Origin of the sequence: Mesorhizobium helmanticense (genome assembly GCF_003034915.1) — a bacterium.
In the GTDB taxonomy this organism is placed as follows: domain Bacteria; phylum Pseudomonadota; class Alphaproteobacteria; order Rhizobiales; family Rhizobiaceae; genus Mesorhizobium; species Mesorhizobium helmanticense.
Map to the genome: position 1 here is coordinate 15,302 of NZ_PZJX01000013.1, position 21,119 is coordinate 36,420.

Below are 21,119 nucleotides of genomic sequence, written 5' to 3' on the forward strand. Positions count from 1 at the left end.
AAAAACACGCGCGGGCAAGCCCGCAAAAGCCCCGCTTAACTGCCCACAGTTCGCATCTTTCAACCGCGATTGTGGCATCACTGCGCCTTTTGCAAGCGATTCTGCACCCTTGGAACGCGTTCTGCCAAGAGGTTTCTGCAATCCGTGGTTAAATCCTGTCCCTCAAGGCAAACCAGTTGAGGGCAAGAAAGAGCAGGGGCGTGCGCCAGCGCCGGCCGCCGGGAAAGGCGGGAATTTTCAGATCCTCGATCAGTTTCAGCCGATCCCGGTTGCCTGAAACGGTCTCGGCATAGAGCTTGCCGAAGAAGTTCGACAGCATGACGCCGTGGCCGGAATAGCCGCCGACCGAGATCACATTGGGCATCACTTCGCGCACGAAAGGTTTCCTCGGCATCGTGATGCCGACATAGCCGCCCCAGCCATGGGTGATCTCGACGTTCCTGAGGTCGGGATAAAGCTCTGCTATCTGCCGGCGGATGTGGATATGGATGTCCTTTGGATCGTTGACCGCATAGATCTCGCGCCCGCCAAACAGCAGCCTGCCATCCCTGGATTTGCGGAAATAGCGCACGACGAAGCGCGAATCGTCGACCGCCTCGCCGCCCGGCAGCACGTTTGTGTCAGCCCCGAGCGGCACCGTCGCGCCGATGAAAGAACCGATCGGCATGATGTGCGCCGCACTCACCGGCTCCAACGCGCCGCCATAGGCATTGACGCCGACCAGGCATTTTTCGGCCGATACCGTGCCACTCGGCGTGGTGACCTTGACCTTGCCGCCGACTGAGCTGATGCCGGTCGCCGGCGTCTGCTCGAATAGCTGCGCGCCCGCCTCCGCCGCTACCTTTGCCGTGCCGATCAGCAGCTTCAGCGGATGGATGTGGCCGGTGCCGGTATCGCGGGTGCCGCCGAAATAAGCGGTCGATCCCAGCCGCTCCGCCGTCTCCCTGGCTTCCATGAAGGAGATATGCGGATAGCCGAAGCGGTTCGCCATGATCTCGGCATGCGCCTTGTAGTCGTCGACATGGCGCTTCTTGTGCGCCACTGACATCTGGCCCGGCATATAGTCGATCTCGATCCGGTTGACGGTGGCGAATTCGATGAGATGCGCCTTGGCCTCCTCCGCCAGGTCGAACAGCGCCTTGGCGCGGGAAAAGCCGTACTCGGCCTCCATTTCCTCCGCCCACGCACGCTGGCCTGTCCCAAGCTGACCGCCATTGCGGCCGGATGCGCCGTCGCCGAAACGATGCGCCTCGATCAGCACGACATTGGCGCCGGCCTTGGCCAGATGGGCAGCCGCCGACAGGCCGGTGAAGCCACCACCGACGATGACCACGTCGCATGTCCGGTCGCCGTCGAACGCCTTGTACTCGGGCCGTGGTCCGGCCGTGTCCTCATACCAGGAGCGGCCGGGGGAGATGGGGGATTGGTAATTCATGGAGGACGCCGGGAAAGAGGTGATAGCGAATAGTGAGTAGCGAATAGAGGCCAAAGAGCTGAGTGCGATATCAGGGATGACTATCCCCACTACTCACTATTCGCTCTCTCACACATTCAGCAGCAGATACTCGCGCTCCCACGGGCTGATCACTTCCATGAAGGTTTCGAATTCTGCCCGCTTGATCGCCGCATAGGTCGCGGCGAAGGACTTGCCCAGCAGCGTGCCGAGTTCCTCGTCGGCTTCGAACAGGTCGACGGCTTCGAGCAGGCTGCGCGGCAGGTCGATCTCGGCCGCATTGGCGGTCGTCAGCACCGGCGGCTCGGCCTTGATCTTGTTGGTCATGCCGATCAGCCCGCAGGCGAGCGATGCGGCCAGCGCGAGATAGGGATTGGCATCGGAAGAGGGGATGCGGTTCTCGACGCGCCTGGCTGCCGGGTCGGAGCGCGGAACGCGGAAGGCGACGGTGCGGTTGTCGTAGCCCCATTTGTTGTTGACCGGCGCCGAAGCCGACTGCGTCAGCCGGCGGTAGGAATTGACGTAGGGCGCAAACATCACCAGCGCGTTCGGCACATGTTTCTGCATGCCGCCGAGGAAATGGAAGAAATCGTCGGTTTCCGAGCCGTCCTCGGCCGAAAAGACGTTCCTGCCGGTCTTCTTGTCGATGATCGACTGATGGATATGCATGGCCGAACCGGGCTGGCCCTGGATGGGCTTGGCCATGAAGGTGGCATAGATCTCGTGCTTCAGCGCCGCCTCGCGAATGGTGCGCTTGAACATGAACACCTGGTCTGCGAGTTCGATCGGATCGCCATGGCGCAGATTGATCTCGAGTTGGCCCGCGCCCTCCTCATGGATCAGCGTGTCGATCTCCAGGCCCTGGCCTTCCGAGAAATGATAGATGTCGTCGATCAGTTCGTCGAACTCGTTGACGCCGGCGATCGAATAGCCGGCGCCGCCGCCGATCGGCCGTCCCGAACGTCCGACGGGCGGGGTCAGCGGGTAGTCCGGGTCGGGGTTCTTGCGTACCAGGTAGAATTCGATCTCGGGCGCCACCACTGGCTTCAGCCCGCGCTTGTCGTAAGCCGTAAGCACGCGCCTCAGCACGTTGCGCGGCGTGAACTCGACCAGGCGGCCATCCTGATGGACGAGGTCGCAAATGACCGCCGCCGTCGGATCCTCTTCCCACGGCACCACGGTCAAGGTCGAAAGATCCGGCATCAGCTTGAGGTCGCCATCGTCCTCTGGATAGTGGAAGCCGTTACCGTCCTCGGGATAGCCGCCGGAAATCGTCGTCATGAATACCGCCGAAGGCAGCGCCAGCGAGGTGTTCGAGGTGAATTTCTTCGACGGCATCATCTTGCCGCGCGCAACGCCGGCCTGGTCGGGCGTAATGCATTCGATGTCCTCGATGCCGCGCCATTCCAGCCAGGCGCTGGCTTCCTTCCAGTTTTTCACGCCACGTTGATTTTTCACGAACGCAGGCGTGCGGGCACGTCCTCCGCGGCTCGACGGACGGACTTCCTTTTTTGCAGGCGGCATCATGCACCAGATTGAGTTGCGGATTTTGGAGTATAGCCGTGGCCGGTGATGGAAGGGAAGGGCAGCCCGTCCGATAGGCTGTGCGGGAACAAACCCACGGACGGTGCGGGCCCAGCTAGGCGGGTTTTCCCGGCAAGGCGGTTGCATCCAGCCATCTGCGCAAAGCCGCCGCATACACCTTGCGCCATCCGGTTTGTGGCACGGTGAGGAACCAGGATCGACGCAAGTCCCAGGTCTCGCCGCACAGATCCCTGAGCCTGGTGTTGATGATGCCCTTGCCGGACAGCGGATAGACGGAAAACTCGGAAAAGAAGATCTCACCGTTCAACTGGTAGAAATCACAACGCATATGGTCAAACGGCGCCGTCAGCGTTTCCGCGATCTCGCGCATGCGAAGGAATGATGCGGGCAGGTCGATCTTCACCCACTGGTCGCCGCTGCCGGCGGGCGGCGCGGCATAATGCCCGTCACGATCGAAGTGACACTTCAGTTCGTTGCCATGCTCGTCCCGGCGCGTCGCATAGACATAGGCCGTCGTCCCGCTCGATACATGGAACTTGTATTCCAGGCGAATCGGTTGTCCTTCCTCCAGAAGCACCTCCTCGACGAAGATGCATCGTGAGGCGCCCTTGTAAGCCCACTCGCCAAACTTCTTGCCGTAGCGCCGCCGCATCCAGCGGGATGCGCGTCTGCGCAGCCTCGCTTCGTCCAACTCGCCGTTGCGGATCATCATGTTCCAGCGGCAGCCGTGATTGGCCTTGACCATGACATCGCCAGCAAGCAGCTCCGCCGGGATTAGCGCCGCATTGTGCCCGGACCACAGCACTTTCGCGGTGTTCAGCTGAGGGCAGACGGACAAGGCATATGTCTTCGAGGCGAGCTTGTCGCAAGCGGTCGCGAAGAAAGGATTGTGGTCGAAAATCTTTCGCCACAGGAATTTATCGACGTAGGAAGCCGGCTTGGCCGGATTCGGCAACACGCCGCTGTGGTTGTAGGTGCGGACACTAATCACGGGATGGCGGACAAAACACCACGTCCTCGCCAGAGCCAGAACGGTGCGGTCGGTCATTCGCAACGCTGACACGGTGTTACCTCGCGCGCCCATATGAGGCCGACAAGCCTTTTCTCCCGACGAACACATCCCTCGTCATGTTCTGTGAGATGCTGGTGCGACCGGTGACTTCGAGCCGGGGATCAAGCGTCCGTTCAGCGCTTTCAGCCCACAACCTGCCAAGCGAATAGGGCTCCCATAGAACGATCTGGACGTTTTCCGGTGCGGTGTCGGCAATGCGCGACACGACAGCCGCCTTTGGAGACACCATGCTGGCGACATAGACGAATTGCGCCTCGCAATAGTCGTAGTCGCGACCGTCGCAAAGCTCAGCGCGTATGCGATCGTAGCCGAGCTTTGCCGCGAGCCTGTTCGCCGTCTCGACCGCCTCCGGCACGATGTCGAGACCGACGATTTCCGGAACGGCGGCCTCGTCGTGAATGCGAAACATTGTGAACGGCCGCCCACCGCAGCCGACCATGACTGCACGGCGGCAGTCGCGAAAATCGACATGGTCGAAAACCTCGTTCAGCCGATTGTAGGCATCCTTGGACGACAGCACGCCTATCGACGTTTTCCTGGCTGCGATCTGCTCAAACGAGGCCAGACCTTTCAGGTCCTGACCCAGCATCTGCCGTATCTCGGCAACGTCCTGGGCATGTACCATCTTGCCGAACGCTTCGGTGAGTGCTGGCTGGTAGGAAAACAGTTCCGCATGACTGTCCAGCAATGCTTCGCCGGCATCATGCCCCATGGCGATGCCAAGATCGCGGATGGCATTGATGAGCTCAGTCGGATTGCGGCCTTGAGACGATTCCAGAACCCGCTCGAGGTCTTCTTTCCAGGAACTCGTTTTCAGCATGTTCGCTCATTCATCGAGACCAATGACCAGCTTTCGATTCCGAAACGGAAGGGTGCTGCGGGCGCCGCTTGAGCATCCTCTAGCAGCGCCCCACGACAACGTCTACATGACCATTTTCGCATAGTGGGAATGGTTCATCATGCCTTCTACCCATCTGACGACGATTGGCTTCGACGCCGACGACACGCTCTGGCAGAACGAGCAGTTTTTCCGCATGACCGAAAAGCGTTTTGCCGCGCTGCTTGCCGACCATGCCGAAGAGGGGCATGTCTCTGCAAGGCTGCTGGAGGCGGAGAGGCGCAACCTCGCAATCTACGGCTTCGGCATCAAGGGATTTACCCTGTCGATGATCGAGACGGCGATCGAGATCACCGAAGGTCGCGCGCCGGCCTCGGTCATCGCTGAAATTCTTGCCGCGGGCCGCGACATGCTTGACCATCCGATCGAGGCGCTGCCTCATGCGCGCGAAACCGTGGAAAAGCTGGCAGGTGCGTATCGCCTGGTGCTGATCACCAAGGGCGACCTCTTCGACCAGGAGCGGAAGCTGGCGCAATCTGGCCTCGGAGATTTGTTCGATGCGGTCGAGATCGTCAGCGACAAGAGCGCCGCCACTTATGCCAGGATCTTCAGCCGCCACGGCGATGGCGCCGAAAAAAGCATGATGGTTGGCAACTCGCTGAAGTCGGACGTGGTGCCGGCCATTGAGGCTGGTGGTTGGGGCATCCACGTCCCGCATGAATTGACCTGGGTGCTGGAACATGTCGAGCCGCCGGTTGCCGCATCTCGCTTCCGCCAGATAGCCGATCTCGGAGAACTGCCGGGGCTGATCGAAAGCATTGGGAAAGCCGGCTGACGGTCAAATCCCGGCTAGCCGCGTGCGAGCGCGATCAGGTTGTCGATCACCGGCTGCAGACGTTCGGGCGTGATCGGCTTGACCACCACCGCGTCGACGACGCTGGACAAGCCCAAGCTCTCGGGTGTGCCATTCTTGGTTGAAAGCAGGATTACCGAAGGCAGCAACTTGCCCGACGTCCGCCGCAGCGCGCCGATACCGGACAGCAGCGCGTCGCAGTCCTTGTTGTCGGCTCCGCCGTCGAGGACGACCGCGCCGGGAATGAGCGATCGCAACGCCGCTGCTGCGGTTTCGGGCGATTCCGAGATCGGTTTCAGCCCGGATCGTTCAACGATTTTCGAAACCACCACCCGGTTGACCGGCGATTTTCCTACGACGAGCACGCGGGTGAAGTCCGTGAGCATTTCGGACTCCCCGTTCCGGCTCACCAAAGTCAGGTGGCTTGCAGTCTTGGTCTCGCGATTCACGGGGCGCATGGGCAGGACAACCACTTGTCTCTGTTTCAATGCAGAGTTGAAACAGAGCGACAATTGGCGTGAGATCGCGTCCCGTGTCAAGTTGAAACGGCGGGTTTCGAAGAGGTCGCCGCAAGCGATAAAATATAAGTTAAGTCTTTAAGCTTGAGCCGGCATTAAGGGCTGTGGAAACGAAATTCACCTGCGCAGAAAAACTGCGCAGGTGAGGTCCGAATTCATCGGTTCGGTCAGCCCTGGCTCCGCTGCGTGACGATCACCGGGATCAGCAGGTCGCCCCAATTGCCGTCGCCGCCATGGTGTCTTGCCGAACGCACGAGCTCCACCGACACGCCCGCCTCGACGGCCTTCATGACGGATTGGTTGAGTCTGTGCAGGTCATTCGCCAGCATGCGGATGGTCGCCTGCTGATCGACATTCATGGTGGTGGCCTGTTCTTCGGCCCGTTCCTTGACACGGCTGATCGATGCCATTGGTTTTCTCCTTGGCCCGCTTTGGGCGTTTCCTCTACTTGTTTCCGTTCTGCTATTCCGCTGCCGGCTTGAACTGGGCGTGCTCGGTCGATTCATGCATGGCCGTTGTCGAGGACCGGCCGCCTGTGATCGCCATGGATACGGCGTCGAAATAACCGGTGCCGACCTCGCGCTGATGCTTGGTCGCCGTGTAGCCATGGGCTTCGGCCGCGAACTCGGCTTCCTGCAGCTCGGAATAGGCAGCCATCTGTCGAGCCTTGTAGCCGCGGGCGAGTTCGAACATGCCGAAATTGAGCTGGTGGAAGCCGGCCAGCGTGATGAACTGGAACTTGTAGCCCATGGCGCCGAGCTCCCTCTGGAACTTGGCGATCGTGGCGTCGTCGAGGTTCTTCTTCCAGTTGAACGACGGCGAGCAATTATAGGCGAGCAGCTTGCCGGGATGGTGCTTGCGCACGCCCTCGGCGAATTTCTTGGCCTGCGCCAGGTCGGGCTTCGAGGTCTCGCACCAGATCAGGTCCGCATGGGGCGCGTAGGCGATAGCCCGCGCAATGCACGGCTCGATGCCGTTCCTGACCTGATAAAAACCTTCCACCGTGCGGCCCGCGCCATAGTCGACGAAGGGCTGGTCGCGCTCGTCGATGTCTGAGGTGAGCAGCTTTGCGGCTTCAGCGTCTGTGCGGGCGACAACCAGCGTCGGCGTGCCCATCACGTCGGCGGCAAGTCGCGCGGCGTTGAGGTTGCGGATATGGGCGGCGGTCGGGATCAGCACCTTGCCGCCGAGATGGCCGCATTTCTTTTCAGACGCCAGTTGGTCCTCATAATGGACACCGGCGGCTCCCGCCTCGATGAAGGCCTTCATGATCTCGAAGGCATTGAGCGGTCCGCCGAAGCCTGCCTCCGCATCGGCCACGATCGGCGCGAACCAGGTATCGACCGAAAGCCCCTTGCCCTCGGAGGTCTCGATCTGGTCGGCGCGCTGCAGCGTGCGGTTGATGCGCTTGACCAGTTCAGGCGCCGCATTGGCGGGGTAGAGCGACTGGTCCGGATACATGGCGGACGCAGTGTTGGCGTCGGCGGCGACCTGCCAGCCCGACAGATAGATTGCCTTCAGGCCGGCCCGCACCTGCTGCATCGCCTGGTTGCCCGACATGGCGCCGAGCGCGTTGACGAAATCCTCCTCGTGGATGAGCTTCCACAACCGGTTGGCGCCCATTTCGGCGAGACTCTGCCTGATCTGGACGGAACCGCGCAACCGCTTCACGTCCTCGGGTGAATAGGGCCGTTCGACACCGTCAAACCGGCCTTCCGGCGCCGAGGGGACGAGATTGTAAAAATCAGTCATGGGTACTCCGAGTGCATCTATGTCGGGTTTTGAAAACGCCAGGTCGTGGAAAACTTCGCGTCGTCGGATGTGACATCATTTACACTGCCTCGGAAAATTGGCCAGAAAAACCACAGGAATAGCAGGGAAATAAGGGAAAACCTGTATTGCGTTTGACACTGTGCGGCTGTAAATTTGTAAATATTGTAAAGGCGAAACCCGCAAATCGAAACACGATCTTGTTGTAAATTCGTGTAAAGAAATCATGGCTGAGCAAAAGATATTCGCCGGACCGCGCATTCGCCGCATCCGCAACGCCAAGGGCCTGACCCAGACGGCGATGGCCGAAGGGCTCGGCATCTCGCCGTCCTATCTCAATCTCATCGAGCGCAACCAGCGGCCGCTGACGGTCCAGTTGATCCTGAAGCTGGCCTCCGTCTACAAGGTCGACCCGCACGAATTGCAGGGCGAGGCGAAAGGGGCGGTCGCCGCCTTGCGGGAAGTCTTCGCGGATCCGTTGCTGGTCGGCGAATTGCCGGGCGACCAGGAACTGATCGAGCTTGCCGAGGCGGCGCCCAATGCGTCCGCAGCGGTGGTGAAACTGTTCCGCGCCTATCGCGAGCAGGCGGAGCGGCTTTCCGATCTCAACGAGTTGCTGGCGCGGGAGGGCAGGGCTACCGCGCTTTCCGGCGCCCGCTTGCCTATCGACGAAGTGCACGAGATTTTCGAGCGCCGGCCGAACCATTTCGCCGCGCTCGAGGCGGAGGCCGAAGCCTTCACGGCGGTGCTCGATCCCGGCGACGATCTGTTCGGTGCGCTGAAGGCCTGGCTGAAGCGCGAATACGGCATCGTCGTCAAGGTGCTGCCGGTCGCCACCATGCCGAACTGGCGCCGCCGCTACGACCGCCATTCGCAGCGCCTGTTTCTGTCCGAGCGCCTGTCGCCGTTCGACCAATTGCGCGAAGTGGCGATGGAGGCCTGCCTGATCCGCATGACGGTCGCGGTGGCGGGCGAGATCCAGGCGCTGAAGCTGACCACGGACGAGGCCCGCCGGCTGGCGCGCTTCGAACTTGGCCGCTACGCCGCCCACGCGCTGATGATGCCGTATCAGGCCTTTCAGGCGGCCGCCCACCGCGCGCGCTACGACATCGACGTATTGCGTTCGCGTTTCGGCGTCTCCTTCGAGCAGGCCGCGAACCGCCTGACCATGCTGCAGCGGCAGGGCGCGTCGGGCGTGCCGTTCTTCATGCTGGAGGTCGATAATGCCGGCAACCGCTTCCGCAAGGCGGGCAGCCAGGGCTTTCCGCAGAGCCGCTTCGGCGGCGGCTGTCCCAAACTGCCTGTCCATGCCGCCTTTACACAGCCCGGCCAGATCTTCGTCGAGGCGGTGGAAATGCCCGATGGCGCCGAGTTCCTCTGCGTCGCCCGCACGCTCGAAGGGCCACAGGGCGCGTTTGCGGAACGCCCGCGCCGCACGGCACTTCTGCTGGGCTGCGACATCGGCTTTCGCGACGAGATCGTCTACGGCGCGGCACTGCCGGGCGTGGCTGCCGCCGCAAAACCTGGACAGGGAACCAATCCGGCGACACCGATAGGCCCCGCCTGCCGGCTCTGTGAACGCATCGGCTGCCTCGCCCGCGCCGAGCCGCCGGTCACGCGCCCGCTCGGCCTCGATGAGATGGTGACCGGACTGAGCGCCTTCGATTTTCAGTGAGAGGTCGCAGGCACCTTGCCGTCTTTGCCACAATTGTCGCCGTCCGGTGGATCACGCCCGGTCGCTGCCTTTGCGTTACGCGAATGAGGCACGTTTTCGTCGTCCGTTGCGTATCTTGCCGCTCTGGTGCATGTCGCGCAAAAAGTGCTCCGCGGTTTTGCGACAACGACATGCACAAAAACAAGAACCTAAATCGCCGACAGTCGCGCCCATGACCGATACCGCATCATCACCGATGGCCGTTACGCCTGTTGTCTCGCCGCAGGGCGAGCGCATCGGCTTCCTCCTGGTGTTCCTGTCGGCGCTGATGTGGAGTTTCGGCGGCACCATTGCGCGCTTCATCGACAGCGGCGACAGTTGGACCGTGGTGTTCTGGCGCTCGGTCTGGGCCGCCGCCTTCCTGGTCTGCTTCATGATCTGGCGCGACGGCTGGCGCGGTACGCTGAAATTGTTTCGCGACATGGGCCCGCCCGGCCTTGCCGTGGCCTTCTGCTTCGCCACCGCCTCGACTTGCTTCGTCGTGGCCCTTGCCTATACCACCGTCGCCAACATCCTCTTGATGCAGGCCGGCGTGCCACTGCTGGCGGCGTTGTTGGCCTGGGCGCTGTTTCGTGAACGGGTAGCCATGGCGACCTGGGTGGCGATTGGCGCGGTCATTGCCGGCGTCGCCATCATGGTGTCGGAATCCCTCGACGGCGCCGTCTCGCCCATCGGCGACGGATTGGCCCTGCTCATCGCCGTCATGTTTTCGATCGCCACCGTCATCACGCGCCGCTTTGCCCATGTGCGCATGACGCCGGCCACCTGCCTCGGCACGATGCTCGCCGCCGCATTCGCGGCGTCACAGGCATCGGAATTTGCCGTTTCCAGCCGCGACATGGGCTTCCTCTTTGCCTTCGGGGTGGTCAACCTGGGTCTTGGCCTTGCCTTCTTCGCCACCGGCGCCCGGCTCGTTCCGGCGGCAATCGCCGCCCTGCTCGGCACATTCGAGCCGATCCTCGGACCGATCTGGGTCTGGCTCATCCACTCCGAGGTGCCATCGGCACGCACCATTGTCGGCGGCGCTGTCGTGGTCACGGCGCTGCTCGTCCATATCGGGCTCGAATTCAAGCGTCAGGCGCGGCCCGTGCGGCCAGGTGTCACCGGCATGCCGTCGCCTAATTGATGGCAGCGCACGCGCCAAACCGAGATGGGCCATTGACAATGCGGCAGCCGCGCGGGCAGGCTGCAAATACGGCAACAACAAGACAGGCGTATCTTGCCAAGTCTCTCCGCCGGCCTGATCCAGACCGGAGCGCATCATTGTATTTCTGCCCGCGCAGCGGCGAAAGCTTCTGACGGCGACGGAGCGCCATCCCGACCACAATGGAAACACCAGGCCCTGCCTGTATCGCTCCGGCATGGTGCCGGCGATTCACGCTTGTTGCCTTCTGGAAAGCTCAATAATCTGAAGCAGATGCCGGCCGCGCGGACGCTGCCGGGCCGGCGACGGTACAATCACCAAAGGAGAATGGCATGATCCGCAAAGCGCTCTGGCTTTCGGCGACTTCGGCATTGTTGGCTCTGTTCGCGTCCGGCGCTCATGCCCAGGACCGCGTCGTCAACGTCTTCAACTGGTCGGACTATATCGACAGTTCGATCATTGACGACTTCACCAAGGAAACCGGCATCAAGGTCGTCTACGACACCTATGATTCCAACGAAATTCTCGAAACCAAGCTGCTTGCCGGTGGCAGCGGCTATGATGTCGTGGTGCCGACGGCAAGCCCGTTCCTGGCCCGTCAGATACAGGCCGGGGTTTACCAGAAGCTGGACAAGTCGAAGCTGCCCAACCTTACCAATATGTGGGGTGAGGTGGCGGACCGGGTTGCGAAGTTCGACCCCGGCAACGAATACTCGGTCAACTATATGTGGGGTACGACCGGCATTGGCTACAACACCAAGAAAGTGAAGGAAGCCCTTGGCGTCGACACGATCGACAGCTGGGATGCGGTTTTGAAGCCGGAGAATATCGCCAAGCTCGCAGGTTGCGGCGTTTACTTCCTGGATTCGCCGACGGACATCATTCCGACCGTGCTGAATTATCTCGGCCTCAAGCCCGACTCGACCTCTCCCGATGACCTTGCCAAGGCCACGGATCTCTTGCTGAGCATTCGCCCGTCGATCCGCAAATTCCATTCGTCGGAATACATCAACGCGCTCGCCAATGGCGACATCTGTGTGGCGGTCGGGTTTTCCGGCGACCTCTTCCAGGCCCGCGACCGTGCGGCGGAAGCCAACAAGGGTGTCGAAATCGCCTACTCCATCCCCAAGGAGGGCGCGGAGATGTGGTTCGATCAGATGGCGATCCCGGCCGATGCGCCGCATGTCGCCGAGGCCCACGAATTCATCAACTACATGATGAAACCCGAAGTGATCGCCAAATCCACCAACTATGTTTTCTACGCCAATGGCAACAAGGCCTCGCAGCCGCTCGTCAGCAAGGAAATCCTTGATGACCCGGGCGTTTACCCAACCGATGCGATGCTGGCCAAGTTGTTTACCGTGGGTCCATACGACCCCAAGACGCAACGTCTCGTCACCAGGTCGTGGACCAAGGTTATTACGGGACAATAATAATCTGACACGACCCCGGCGGCTGGGCTGCCGGGGTCGAATTCTTCAGGGGCAAGGGACGGAGTGGGACATGAAATCGCTTGGCAGCATCCGCAGGGATTTTGCGCCCTGGAACGACCCGAACGCCAAGCCCTACATTCAATTCGAAAATGTCACCAAGAGGTTCGGTGACTTCACCGCCGTCAACAATCTGTCGCTGACCATCTTCGAGCGCGAGTTCTTCGCCCTGCTCGGCGCGTCCGGTTGCGGCAAGTCGACGTTGCTCAGGATGCTCGCCGGTTTCGAGGAGCCGACCGCCGGCCGCATCCTGCTCGATGGCCAGGATTTGCGCGGCATCCCGCCCTACCGGCGGCCGGTCAACATGATGTTCCAGTCCTACGCCCTGTTTCCGCACATGACTGTCGAGAACAACATCGCCTTCGGCCTCAAGCAGGACGGCATGGCCAGGCCCGATATCGAAAGGCGCGTTGGCGAGATGCTGAAGCTGGTCAAGCTCGAGCAGTTCGCCAAGCGCAAGCCGCACCAATTGTCCGGTGGCCAGCGCCAGCGCGTCGCGCTTGCCCGCTCGGTCGCCAAGCGGCCGAAGGTCTTGCTGCTCGACGAGCCGCTTGGCGCGCTCGACAAGAAGCTGCGCGAGGAAACCCAGTTCGAATTGATGGACCTGCAGCAGGAACTTGGCTTGACCTTCGTCGTCGTCACCCACGACCAGGAAGAGGCAATGACCATGGCCGATCGCATCGCCATCATGGACAAGGGCGAGGTGATGCAAGTGGCGACGCCAGCGGAAGTCTACGAGGCGCCAGGCTCCCGTTTCGTCGCCGGCTTTGTCGGCAACGTCAACATGTTCGAAGGCAAGGTCGCGCGTGGCGCGGCGGGTGCCGCAAGCATCGATGCCGGCAACGGCATCACCATCCGCACCGAGAACGCCGGCGATGCCGCCGCTGGCGCCACCGTCGCCTTCGCCATCAGGCCGGAGAAGATCAAGGTGTCGTCGAAGAAGCCGGCCGATGCCGTCAACGCCATCGAGGGCGAGGTGTACGATATCGCCTATCTCGGCGACATGACTGTCTATCACATCAAGCTGGACGACGGCCATGTCGTGCGGGCGAGCGCGATGAACGCGGCCCGCGTCACCGAGGACCCATTAACCTGGAACGACCGGGCCTGGGTTTCCTTCCGGCCGGATGCCGGCGTCGTTCTGACACGGTAGGGGACGAGCATGTCGAACGCTGTAACCGCCGTATCAGCCTCCCCGGCAACCAATGACGGCAAAACCGTTCCGGCGAGGCTGGTGGAGGCCTTCGTTGGCCGCCTGGTCATCATCATCCCCTATCTGTGGCTGCTGTTCTTTTTCCTCGTCCCTTTCATCATCGTCTTCAAGATTTCGCTGTCGCAGACGGCGATCGCCATGCCGCCCTACACGCCCGTGCTGGATTTCAGGGATGGCATCTCCGGGTTCTTCGCCGGATTTGGCGAGCTCAATTTCGACAACTACGCCTGGTTGACGCAGGACGCGCTCTACTTCAACGCCTATGTATCGAGCGTCATCATTGCCGGCATCTCGACGGTGCTGACCTTGCTGGTCGGCTATCCCATCGCCTATGGCATGGCGCGCGCGCCGGCGTCGATCCGGCCGACGCTGCTGATGCTGGTGATCCTGCCGTTCTGGACATCGTTCCTTATCCGGGTCTATGCTTGGATCGGTATCCTGAAACCCGAGGGGCTGCTCAACCAGTTGCTGCTGTCCACCGGCATCATCAGCCAGCCACTGATCATCCTCAACACCTATACGGCGATCTTCATCGGCATCGTCTATTCGTATCTGCCGTTCATGGTGCTGCCACTCTATTCCGCCCTTGAGAAAATGGATCATTCGCTGATCGAGGCAGCCAAGGATCTCGGCTGCCCGCCGGCCAGCGCTTTCTGGAAGATCACTTTTCCGCTGTCGCTGCCCGGCGTCATCGCCGGTTGCCTTCTGGTGTTCATTCCCGCCGTCGGCGAGTTCGTCATTCCTGATCTGCTCGGCGGGTCGCAGACGCTGATGATCGGCAAGACGCTATGGAACGAGTTCTTCGCCAATCGCGACTGGCCGGTGTCGTCGGCCGTCGCCGTCATCCTGCTGTTGCTGCTGATCGTGCCGATCATGCTCTTCCAGCGGGCCCAGGCGCGCGCCCAGGAGCAAGACAAATGAACGCCACCTGGAGCCGTTTCAACATCACCTCGATCGTGCTGGGTTTTGCCTTTCTTTACCTGCCGATCGTCCTTCTCGTCGTCTTCTCTTTCAACGAGTCGAAACTGGTCACCGTCTGGGGCGGCTTCTCGACCAAATGGTACGTCTCGCTGTTTCACAATCAGGGCCTGATGGACGCTGCCTGGGTGACGGTGCGTGTCGGCGTCATTTCGGCCACGGTGGCGACCGTGCTCGGCACGCTGGCGGCGCTCACCTTGACACGCTACACGCGCTTCAGGGGGCGGATGCTGTTTTCGGGCATGGTCTTTGCGCCGCTGGTCATGCCGGAAGTCATCACCGGCCTGTCGCTGCTGCTGCTGTTCGTCGCCATCGGCATGGACCGCGGGCTGATGACCGTTACCCTTGCCCACATCACATTGACCATGTGCTTCGTCGCCGTTGTCGTGCAGTCTCGCCTGGTCACCTTCGACCGCTCGCTGGAAGAGGCCGCGATGGATCTGGGCGCGCCGCCGGTAAAAACCTTCTTCCAGATCACGCTGCCCGTCATCATGCCGGCGATCGTGTCCGGCTGGATGCTGGCGTTCACATTGTCGCTCGACGATCTGGTTATCGCCAGCTTCACCTCCGGGCCTGGCGCCACCACGCTGCCGATGAAGATCTACAGTCAGGTCCGCCTCGGCGTGACGCCTGAGATCAACGCCGCCTGCACCATTTTGATCGCGATCGTCGCGGTTGGCGTCATCGCCGCGTCGGTCGTCAACAAGCGCCGCGAGGTGCAGCGGCAACTGGACGAGCAGGCCGCGCAACGCGGCTGAAAATGGGCCGCCACCTTCCGGCGGCCTATTCTCCTGAAACGCCGCGGCTTATCGGTGAGATGAACGGCGTGCTCCAGGTGCCGCCGACGAAGAACGACGACTGGCTAGGGCCCTGGCCGTTTGTCTGCGTCGCCGCCTGATCCGGCTGGATGATGCCGCCGGATAGCGCCAGCCCCCGTCCGGCATAGGTTGCGATGCCGGAAAGCCAGAGCTTGTATTTCGCCGAATTGGCCTCGGCCTTGTCGATCTTTGCCACTCCGTTCGAAATGCTCGCCTTGAGTTCGGCTCCATCGATCGGCAGCGTTCCGTCGGAGACATCGTCGAGCGCGAAGAATCCGCCCTGTTCTGTGTGTTTGAGAAATGCCGGCAGATTGAGCTTGCTCAGCGCACCCTGGCCGAATGTCGCCGAGACCGAGCCGTCGGCATTTTCGAGAATGGAATCCCAGGTTCTGCCTGGTCCCTTGAGGATGACGGAGACGGTTCCCGTTCCGATCGGCACCAGCCGCGTCATCCCGGCTGCGGTGGCGAACGCGCCACCGTCGATATCAGAGGCAAGCAGCCTGATCTCGACCTGCGTCCCTTCGGGCTTGCGATCGAAACGAAGACTGCTCTGGATGTTGCCGCCAAAGGCCGATGCATCGGAAATGTCGAAGACGGCAAGACCGTTCTTGACCTGGGCGGTGGCGGCGACGTCGGCAAGCTGGATGGCGCCCGCGGTGGCATGGGCCGCCGACAGCCTGAGATCGAGATTGATCCGGTCGGCGAAGCTGGTGTCGATCTCGGCGGGACCGGTTCCACCAGTGGGCGCCAGGGGTGTGAAGGCGGAAAGAAACGACCACAGATCGAGCGTGTCGAAGGCGAGCGTCCCGGCGATCACCGGGCGCGCCTCGCCGAAGGAAAGATCCAGCGCGCCCATTCCCGGATTGTTGTCCAGGGCCAGCGCGGTGTTTTCCAGTTTGACGCGGCCGGCGGTCGCCGTCACCTTGCTCGAAACGGAAATCGAGCCGATTGCCGCACCCGGCGCGATGCCGGCCTGCGACCATTCGAGCACCCGCCTCAGCGAGGGTGCGGCAAATTTCGCCTGGCCGTCGAAATAGGCATTCTCGAACATGCTCGCTACGCCGTCGAAGGAAAAACTGGCGGGGGCCGCCTTGAATGAAAGCGTGATCGGCGCCGCACCCCCTGCAAACAGCACCAGCGGGTTCGGCGATGCGGCATCGATGGAGACGCTTTCGCCGCGCCAGATACCGGTCGCCGACAGCGTCGCATTGCTGTTCATGGCGGCCCAGTTCGCCTGGCCACTCAAGCTGCTCAGGATCTCGGTGTCCTTGCCGCCGATCGAGGTCACCACCCGGCCGTCCCTGAATTCCACCGTACCGAAAGGATCTGTCGGCAGCTTGCTCAGATCCGGCTTGGCGCGGTCGGCGCTGACCACTGCGCGAGCCGTGTCGATCGAGCGCGTGATGCGCCCGCCCGAAGGTATGGCGGGCAGGAAAAGCCCATTTGCACCACGTTGAACCCGGATCGTCGGCCGCACCAGCCGCGCCGTCGAAAACACCACGTCGCCACGCAGCGCCGCCATGGCGGAGAGGTCGACCTCGACCCGTTCGGCTTCGATCACCGGCGGCGCATCGGTCTCCGTCCACTGGGAAAGAGTCACATCGGTCAGGATGGCACGAAAATTCGGCCAGACTTCGATCTGCGGCGCGCCGTCGATGGTGACCCTGAAACCGCTCCACGCACTCATCTCCCAGGCGATGCGGTCGCGCACGATGCGGGTCGAGGCGACGAGCGGCAGGGCGGCGACGACCAGCGCGATGACGAGGACGGCAACGCCGATCGCCCATATTCCGCGCCGGATCAAAGGTGATGCCATATTGCCCCGGTTGCTTCCATTCCGACAAAATCGCCCGATGGGTGTAACCCCAGTCGTCACTACGACTTAGGGCTGACGCATTTCAAGTCTTTATGGCCCGGCGATGGCGTTTGCGCACATCCATCGCGGCGGGCTTAACAAAATCTTGCTCTGCTGCGCTGCGATATGCATAAGCGACGGTGACCGTGGAGGAACGATCATGGCTGCCGAAACACCACTCTGGACACCGACGCAGGACCAGATCGACTCCGCCCCGATGACCGCCTTCATGACGGCAGCCGAGGCGAAAACCGGCGGAACATTTTCTTCCTACGCCGACCTCCATCGCTGGTCGGTCGACGAGCGCGCGGCGTTCTGGGACCTGGTTTGGGATTTTTGCGGGATATTGGGCGACAAGGGGACTGGCGAGAATGCCAGGGAACGCGTCCTTGTCGATGGCGAGAAGATGCCCGGCGCCGCCTTCTTCCCCAACGCGAAGCTGAACTTCGCCGAGAACCTCCTGAAGAAAACCGGCTCTGGCACGGCCATCGTCTTTCGCGGCGAGGACAAGGTCGAGCGGCGACTGTCCTGGAACGAACTCCATGCGCTGACCTCGCGCCTGCAGCAGCTTTTCCTGTCGCTCGGGGTGAAAGAGGGCGACCGCATTGCCGCCATGATGCCCAACATGCCGGAGACCGTCGCCGCCATGCTGGCGACAGCCTCCATCGGCGCCGTCTGGTCGTCCTGCTCTCCCGATTTCGGCGAGCAGGGCGTGCTGGATCGGTTCGGCCAGATCGAGCCCGTCGTCTTCATCGCGCCGGACGGCTACTGGTACAATGGCAAGGCCATCGAGGTCGCCGATAAGATCGCGGCCGTGGCGGCAAAGCTTCCCGGCGTCCGCAAGATTCTCATCGTCGACTATCTCGGCACCTCGGCCGACGTGGCAGTGACCATCGACAAGGCAGCGGCGCTCGAAGAGGCGCTTTCTCCCTTTGCCGCCAAGCCTGTCGCCTTCGAACGGTTGCCGTTCGCGCACCCGCTCTACATCCTGTTTTCCTCGGGCACGACCGGCATTCCCAAATGCATCGTTCATTCGGCTGGCGGAACGCTGATCCAGCACGTCAAGGAAGAGCGCCTCCATGCCGGCCTGCTCGACGGTGACCGCTTCTTCTACTTCACCACTTGCGGCTGGATGATGTGGAACTGGCTGGTATCAGGCCTGGCATCGGGCGCGACCCTTCTGCTCTATGACGGCTCGCCCTTCTATCCCGATGGCAACGCACTGTTCGATTTCGCCGATGCCGAGAAGATGACCTATTTCGGCACCTCGGCCAAATTCATCGATTCCGTGCGCAAGGCCGGCCTCAAGCCGATCAACACGCATGATCTTTCCACCGTGCGCACCATCTCCTCGACCGGTTCGCCGCTGTCGCCGGAGGATTTCCGCTTCGTCTATGACGATATCAAGAAGGACGTGCACCTCGCTTCGATCTCCGGTGGCACCGACATCGTCTCCTGCTTCGTGCTCGGCGTGCCGACGGAACCGGTATGGATCGGAGAGATCCAGGGACCCGGTCTCGGCCTCGCCGTCGACGTCTGGGACGACGACGGTCACCCGCTCCGCCAGGAGAAGGGTGAACTCGTCTGCACGAAGGCGTTTCCGGCGATGCCGATCGGCTTCTGGAACGATCCCGAAGGCAAGAAATACCACGCGGCCTATTTCGAGCGCTTCGACAATGTCTGGTGCCATGGCGACTTCGCCGAATGGACCGCTCATGGCGGGTTGATCATCCATGGTCGCTCCGACGCCACGCTCAATCCGGGCGGTGTGAGGATCGGCACGGCGGAGATCTACAACCAGGTGGAGCAGATGCCGGAAATCCTGGAAGCGCTGTGCATCGGCCAGGATTTCGACAATGACGTGCGCGTCGTGCTGTTCGTGCGGCTGGCCGCGGACGTCGAGCTCGACGCCGAGCTGGAAAAACGCATCCGCACGAAAATCCGCACCGGGGCGAGCCCCCGTCACGTGCCGGCCAAAATCGTCGCCGTCAGCGACATTCCACGCACCAAGTCGGGCAAGATCACCGAGCTCGCGGTGCGCGACATGGTGCATGGGCGCGCCATCAAGAACAAGGAGGCGCTGGCCAATCCCGAGGCGCTCGAATTGTTCCGCAACCTGCCGGCGCTGGCCGACTGAACATGGTTAACGAATTATCTCGCTCGAATTTACCTAGATTTCATGAGTGGTACACATTGGTAAATTTTCCGGCGCGCCGGTAAGGATTTGTTAAGGGCCGGCATCGATAGTCGTGCGTAACTTGAGGGAGAAATCCCGTTCCTCGACATCCCCAGAGGATCTGAATTCGCTCAAGCCCCGTTGTGACAGCAATCTCATTATTCAAGGCGTCCTGTTGGACGCCTTTTCTTTATTCGGCCAGCACGCGCGTCGATGGGAAAGCGACTTCGACCAGCGTGCCTTCGCCGGGCGTCGAGTTGATGGTGAAGCGGGCCCGGTTCGCCTCGACCATGGCCTTGGTCAGCGGCAGCCCAAGACCGGTGCCGTCACCGCGTCCACGTTTCAGCGCGTTGATCTGCTTGAACGGCTTCAGCGCCTGTTCGATCTCTGACTGGCTCATGCCGATACCGGTATCGCGTACGCGCATGACGACATCGCCCGAAACCTCATAGGCGGTCGAAACAATCACCTGGCCGCCAGCTTGAGTATAGCGGATGGCGTTCGACAGGATGTTCAGCGCGATCTGGCGCACGCTGCGCAGGTCGGCCACCACTTCCGGCAGCCGCGATGCGAAGCTGGAGCGGATGATGACTCGTTCGCGGTTGGCCTGCGGCTGCATCATCGCCACCGTTTCGGCCAGCGTATCGTTGAGCGACACCGCCTCGTAGGCCATCTCCTGCTGGCCAGCCTCGATCTTCGAAATATCGAGAAGATCGTTGACCAGGTCGAGCACGTGGTTGCCCGACCGGTTGATGTCGCGCAGATAGTCGCGGTAGCGGTCATTGGCGACCGGCCCGAATTTCTCGTCAACCATCAGCTCGGAAAAGCCGATGATGGCGTTAAGCGGCGTGCGGATCTCGTGACTGATACGAGCGAGGAAGTCGGTTTTCTGCGAGGAGGCGCGCTCGGCCACCGCGCGGGCCTGGGTCAGATCCTCTTCGGCCCGCTTCCATTGCGTGATGTCGCGCACCACCGCACAGAAGCCGCTGTCGTTGGGCAGGCTGCCGATGGTCATGAACAGCGGGATGAAGCGCCCCTGTGCCTCGCGTCCGATCACCTCGCGTCCGTCATTGAGCACGCTTGCCACGCCGGGTTCGGACAGCCCGTCGAGATAGTCCCGCGCCGCGCGCTGGCTTTCGATCGCGAACAGCGAGACGAAGGGCTTGCCGGTCACCTCGTCGCTGTCGAAGCCGAACAGTGCTTCGGCCGGGCGGCTGATGGAGCGGATCGTTCCGTCACGGCCGATCAGCACGACGCCGTCGGTCGCTGTGTCGATGATGGTGCGCATCTCGGCGATCCGCGCCTTGAGCTCGGGGATGTCCGGCTGCGTCTGCTCGTCGGCGGCAGCGTGCAGGGCCGCTGGTGGTGCGTCGTCGTCGCCGGAACGGCGTACGACCAGCATCAGCGCCTTGCCGGTACGCCACGGAACCGCGCGCAAAATGGCCTCGATCGGAAACTCCAGGCCGTCGCGCGTCTTCAACCGCAGCGCGTGATCGGTGCTCTCGGAGGCGCTGTCGTCGTAAGGATCGGCAAACAGCGCGCCGAGGCCGCCTGCCTCCTCCAGATCGTCGAGCGCGTCATAGCCGGTCAGGCCGAGGAATTCCTCATTCGCGTAGTGAAGGTCGTCGCCGGAATGGATGAGCAGCGGCACTGGCAGCTTGCTGAGGATCGAAATATCCGGT

The 21,119-nt window shown here is 61.9% G+C and carries 17 protein-coding genes; 8 read left to right on the forward strand and 9 right to left on the reverse strand.

Translation table 11 applies throughout. The features are described 5' to 3' along the window. Nucleotides 1-148: 148 nt before the first annotated feature. The 4 genes from C9427_RS06385 to C9427_RS06400 all read right to left on the reverse strand — a co-directional run bounded on the left by C9427_RS06385 (nt 149) and on the right by C9427_RS06400 (nt 4,890). Nucleotides 149-1,435 (reverse strand): NAD(P)/FAD-dependent oxidoreductase, encoded by a 1,287-nt coding sequence (locus C9427_RS06385; protein WP_107648295.1) that lies wholly within the window; start codon nt 1,433-1,435, stop codon nt 149-151. 108 nt (nt 1,436-1,543) lie between these two features. After that, a complete protein-coding gene (locus C9427_RS06390) occupies nt 1,544-2,980 on the reverse strand; it encodes a glutamine synthetase family protein (protein WP_167434270.1) in 1,437 nt (478 codons plus the stop codon). 112 nt (nt 2,981-3,092) lie between these two features. After that, nucleotides 3,093-4,046 carry an ATP-grasp domain-containing protein gene (locus C9427_RS06395; protein ID WP_167434271.1) on the reverse strand — a complete coding sequence of 318 codons (954 nt, stop codon included), beginning with the start codon at nt 4,044-4,046 and terminating at the stop codon, nt 3,093-3,095. Nucleotides 4,047-4,065: 19 nt separating this feature from the next. Further along, nucleotides 4,066-4,890: a class I SAM-dependent methyltransferase gene (locus C9427_RS06400; protein WP_107648297.1), complete on the reverse strand. Its 825-nt coding sequence runs from the start codon at nt 4,888-4,890 to the stop codon at nt 4,066-4,068. A gap of 139 nt (nt 4,891-5,029) precedes the next feature. Here C9427_RS06400 and C9427_RS06405 point away from each other — a divergent pair, with 139 nt between their 5' ends. Next, complete coding sequence (locus tag C9427_RS06405; RefSeq protein WP_107648298.1) at nt 5,030-5,743, forward strand: HAD family hydrolase; 714 nt, start codon at nt 5,030-5,032, stop codon at nt 5,741-5,743. 14 nt (nt 5,744-5,757) lie between these two features. On the opposite strand, the gene C9427_RS06410 is transcribed toward C9427_RS06405, so the two are convergent. From C9427_RS06410 to aceA, 3 genes are all read right to left on the reverse strand, one after another. After that, entirely contained in the window at nt 5,758-6,219 is a 462-nt protein-coding gene (locus tag C9427_RS06410; RefSeq protein ID WP_107648299.1) for an ANTAR domain-containing protein, read from the reverse strand. 227 nt (nt 6,220-6,446) lie between these two features. Beyond that, nucleotides 6,447-6,689 carry an SMc00767 family acetate metabolism repressor gene (locus C9427_RS06415; RefSeq protein WP_006329350.1) on the reverse strand — a complete coding sequence of 81 codons (243 nt, stop codon included), beginning with the start codon at nt 6,687-6,689 and terminating at the stop codon, nt 6,447-6,449. Nucleotides 6,690-6,741: 52 nt separating this feature from the next. Further along, nucleotides 6,742-8,031: an isocitrate lyase gene (gene aceA, locus C9427_RS06420; RefSeq protein ID WP_107648300.1), complete on the reverse strand. Its 1,290-nt coding sequence runs from the start codon at nt 8,029-8,031 to the stop codon at nt 6,742-6,744. A gap of 244 nt (nt 8,032-8,275) precedes the next feature. Here aceA and C9427_RS06425 point away from each other — a divergent pair, with 244 nt between their 5' ends. The 6 genes from C9427_RS06425 (at nt 8,276) to C9427_RS06455 (ending at nt 15,346) form a co-directional block, all read left to right on the forward strand. Beyond that, a complete protein-coding gene (locus C9427_RS06425) occupies nt 8,276-9,724 on the forward strand; it encodes a helix-turn-helix domain-containing protein (RefSeq protein WP_107648301.1) in 1,449 nt (482 codons plus the stop codon). 211 nt (nt 9,725-9,935) lie between these two features. Continuing rightward, nucleotides 9,936-10,889 (forward strand): DMT family transporter, encoded by a 954-nt coding sequence (locus C9427_RS06435; protein WP_107648303.1) that lies wholly within the window; start codon nt 9,936-9,938, stop codon nt 10,887-10,889. A 350-nt stretch (nt 10,890-11,239) separates the two neighbouring features. After that, complete coding sequence (locus C9427_RS06440; protein ID WP_107648304.1) at nt 11,240-12,340, forward strand: polyamine ABC transporter substrate-binding protein; 1,101 nt, start codon at nt 11,240-11,242, stop codon at nt 12,338-12,340. A gap of 70 nt (nt 12,341-12,410) precedes the next feature. After that, on the forward strand, nt 12,411-13,550 hold the full coding sequence (locus C9427_RS06445) for an ABC transporter ATP-binding protein (RefSeq protein ID WP_107648305.1): 1,140 nt from the start codon (nt 12,411-12,413) through the stop codon (nt 13,548-13,550). A gap of 9 nt (nt 13,551-13,559) precedes the next feature. Further along, a complete protein-coding gene (locus tag C9427_RS06450) occupies nt 13,560-14,531 on the forward strand; it encodes an ABC transporter permease subunit (protein ID WP_107648306.1) in 972 nt (323 codons plus the stop codon). Then, the gene (locus C9427_RS06455) at nt 14,528-15,346 is read left to right on the forward strand and encodes an ABC transporter permease (protein ID WP_107648307.1); all 819 of its coding nucleotides are present in this window, start codon (nt 14,528-14,530) and stop codon (nt 15,344-15,346) included. The genes C9427_RS06450 and C9427_RS06455 overlap by 4 nt, the downstream gene beginning before the upstream one ends. A 25-nt stretch (nt 15,347-15,371) precedes the next feature. On the opposite strand, the gene C9427_RS06460 is transcribed toward C9427_RS06455, so the two are convergent. After that, the gene (locus tag C9427_RS06460; RefSeq protein ID WP_107648308.1) at nt 15,372-17,222 is read right to left on the reverse strand and encodes an AsmA family protein; all 1,851 of its coding nucleotides are present in this window, start codon (nt 17,220-17,222) and stop codon (nt 15,372-15,374) included. A gap of 199 nt (nt 17,223-17,421) precedes the next feature. Here C9427_RS06460 and C9427_RS06465 point away from each other — a divergent pair, with 199 nt between their 5' ends. After that, nucleotides 17,422-19,398, forward strand: a complete 1,977-nt coding sequence (locus C9427_RS06465) for an acetoacetate--CoA ligase (protein ID WP_107648311.1) — start codon at nt 17,422-17,424, stop codon at nt 19,396-19,398. Between the two features lie 229 nt (nt 19,399-19,627). Here C9427_RS06465 and C9427_RS06470 read toward each other — a convergent pair. Then, nucleotides 19,628-21,119: PAS domain-containing sensor histidine kinase (locus C9427_RS06470; protein WP_146172510.1), on the reverse strand; the 1,492-nt coding region annotated here is incomplete at its 5' end.

Bases quoted from the DNA above. Each gene is read 5' to 3' on its own strand.
- C9427_RS06385 (WP_107648295.1), bottom strand. From the start codon at position 1,435: ATGAATTACCAATCCCCCATCTCCCCCGGCCGCTCCTGGTATGAGGAC.
- C9427_RS06390 (WP_167434270.1), bottom strand. From the start codon at position 2,980: ATGATGCCGCCTGCAAAAAAGGAAGTCCGTCCGTCGAGCCGCGGAGGA.
- C9427_RS06395 (WP_167434271.1), bottom strand. From the start codon at position 4,046: ATGACCGACCGCACCGTTCTGGCTCTGGCGAGGACGTGGTGTTTTGTC.
- C9427_RS06400 (WP_107648297.1), bottom strand. From the start codon at position 4,890: ATGCTGAAAACGAGTTCCTGGAAAGAAGACCTCGAGCGGGTTCTGGAA.
- C9427_RS06405 (WP_107648298.1), top strand. From the start codon at position 5,030: ATGCCTTCTACCCATCTGACGACGATTGGCTTCGACGCCGACGACACG.
- C9427_RS06410 (WP_107648299.1), bottom strand. From the start codon at position 6,219: ATGCGCCCCGTGAATCGCGAGACCAAGACTGCAAGCCACCTGACTTTG.
- C9427_RS06415 (WP_006329350.1), bottom strand. From the start codon at position 6,689: ATGGCATCGATCAGCCGTGTCAAGGAACGGGCCGAAGAACAGGCCACC.
- aceA (WP_107648300.1), bottom strand. From the start codon at position 8,031: ATGACTGATTTTTACAATCTCGTCCCCTCGGCGCCGGAAGGCCGGTTT.
- C9427_RS06425 (WP_107648301.1), top strand. From the start codon at position 8,276: ATGGCTGAGCAAAAGATATTCGCCGGACCGCGCATTCGCCGCATCCGC.
- C9427_RS06435 (WP_107648303.1), top strand. From the start codon at position 9,936: ATGACCGATACCGCATCATCACCGATGGCCGTTACGCCTGTTGTCTCG.
- C9427_RS06440 (WP_107648304.1), top strand. From the start codon at position 11,240: ATGATCCGCAAAGCGCTCTGGCTTTCGGCGACTTCGGCATTGTTGGCT.
- C9427_RS06445 (WP_107648305.1), top strand. From the start codon at position 12,411: ATGAAATCGCTTGGCAGCATCCGCAGGGATTTTGCGCCCTGGAACGAC.
- C9427_RS06450 (WP_107648306.1), top strand. From the start codon at position 13,560: ATGTCGAACGCTGTAACCGCCGTATCAGCCTCCCCGGCAACCAATGAC.
- C9427_RS06455 (WP_107648307.1), top strand. From the start codon at position 14,528: ATGAACGCCACCTGGAGCCGTTTCAACATCACCTCGATCGTGCTGGGT.
- C9427_RS06460 (WP_107648308.1), bottom strand. From the start codon at position 17,222: ATGGCATCACCTTTGATCCGGCGCGGAATATGGGCGATCGGCGTTGCC.
- C9427_RS06465 (WP_107648311.1), top strand. From the start codon at position 17,422: ATGGCTGCCGAAACACCACTCTGGACACCGACGCAGGACCAGATCGAC.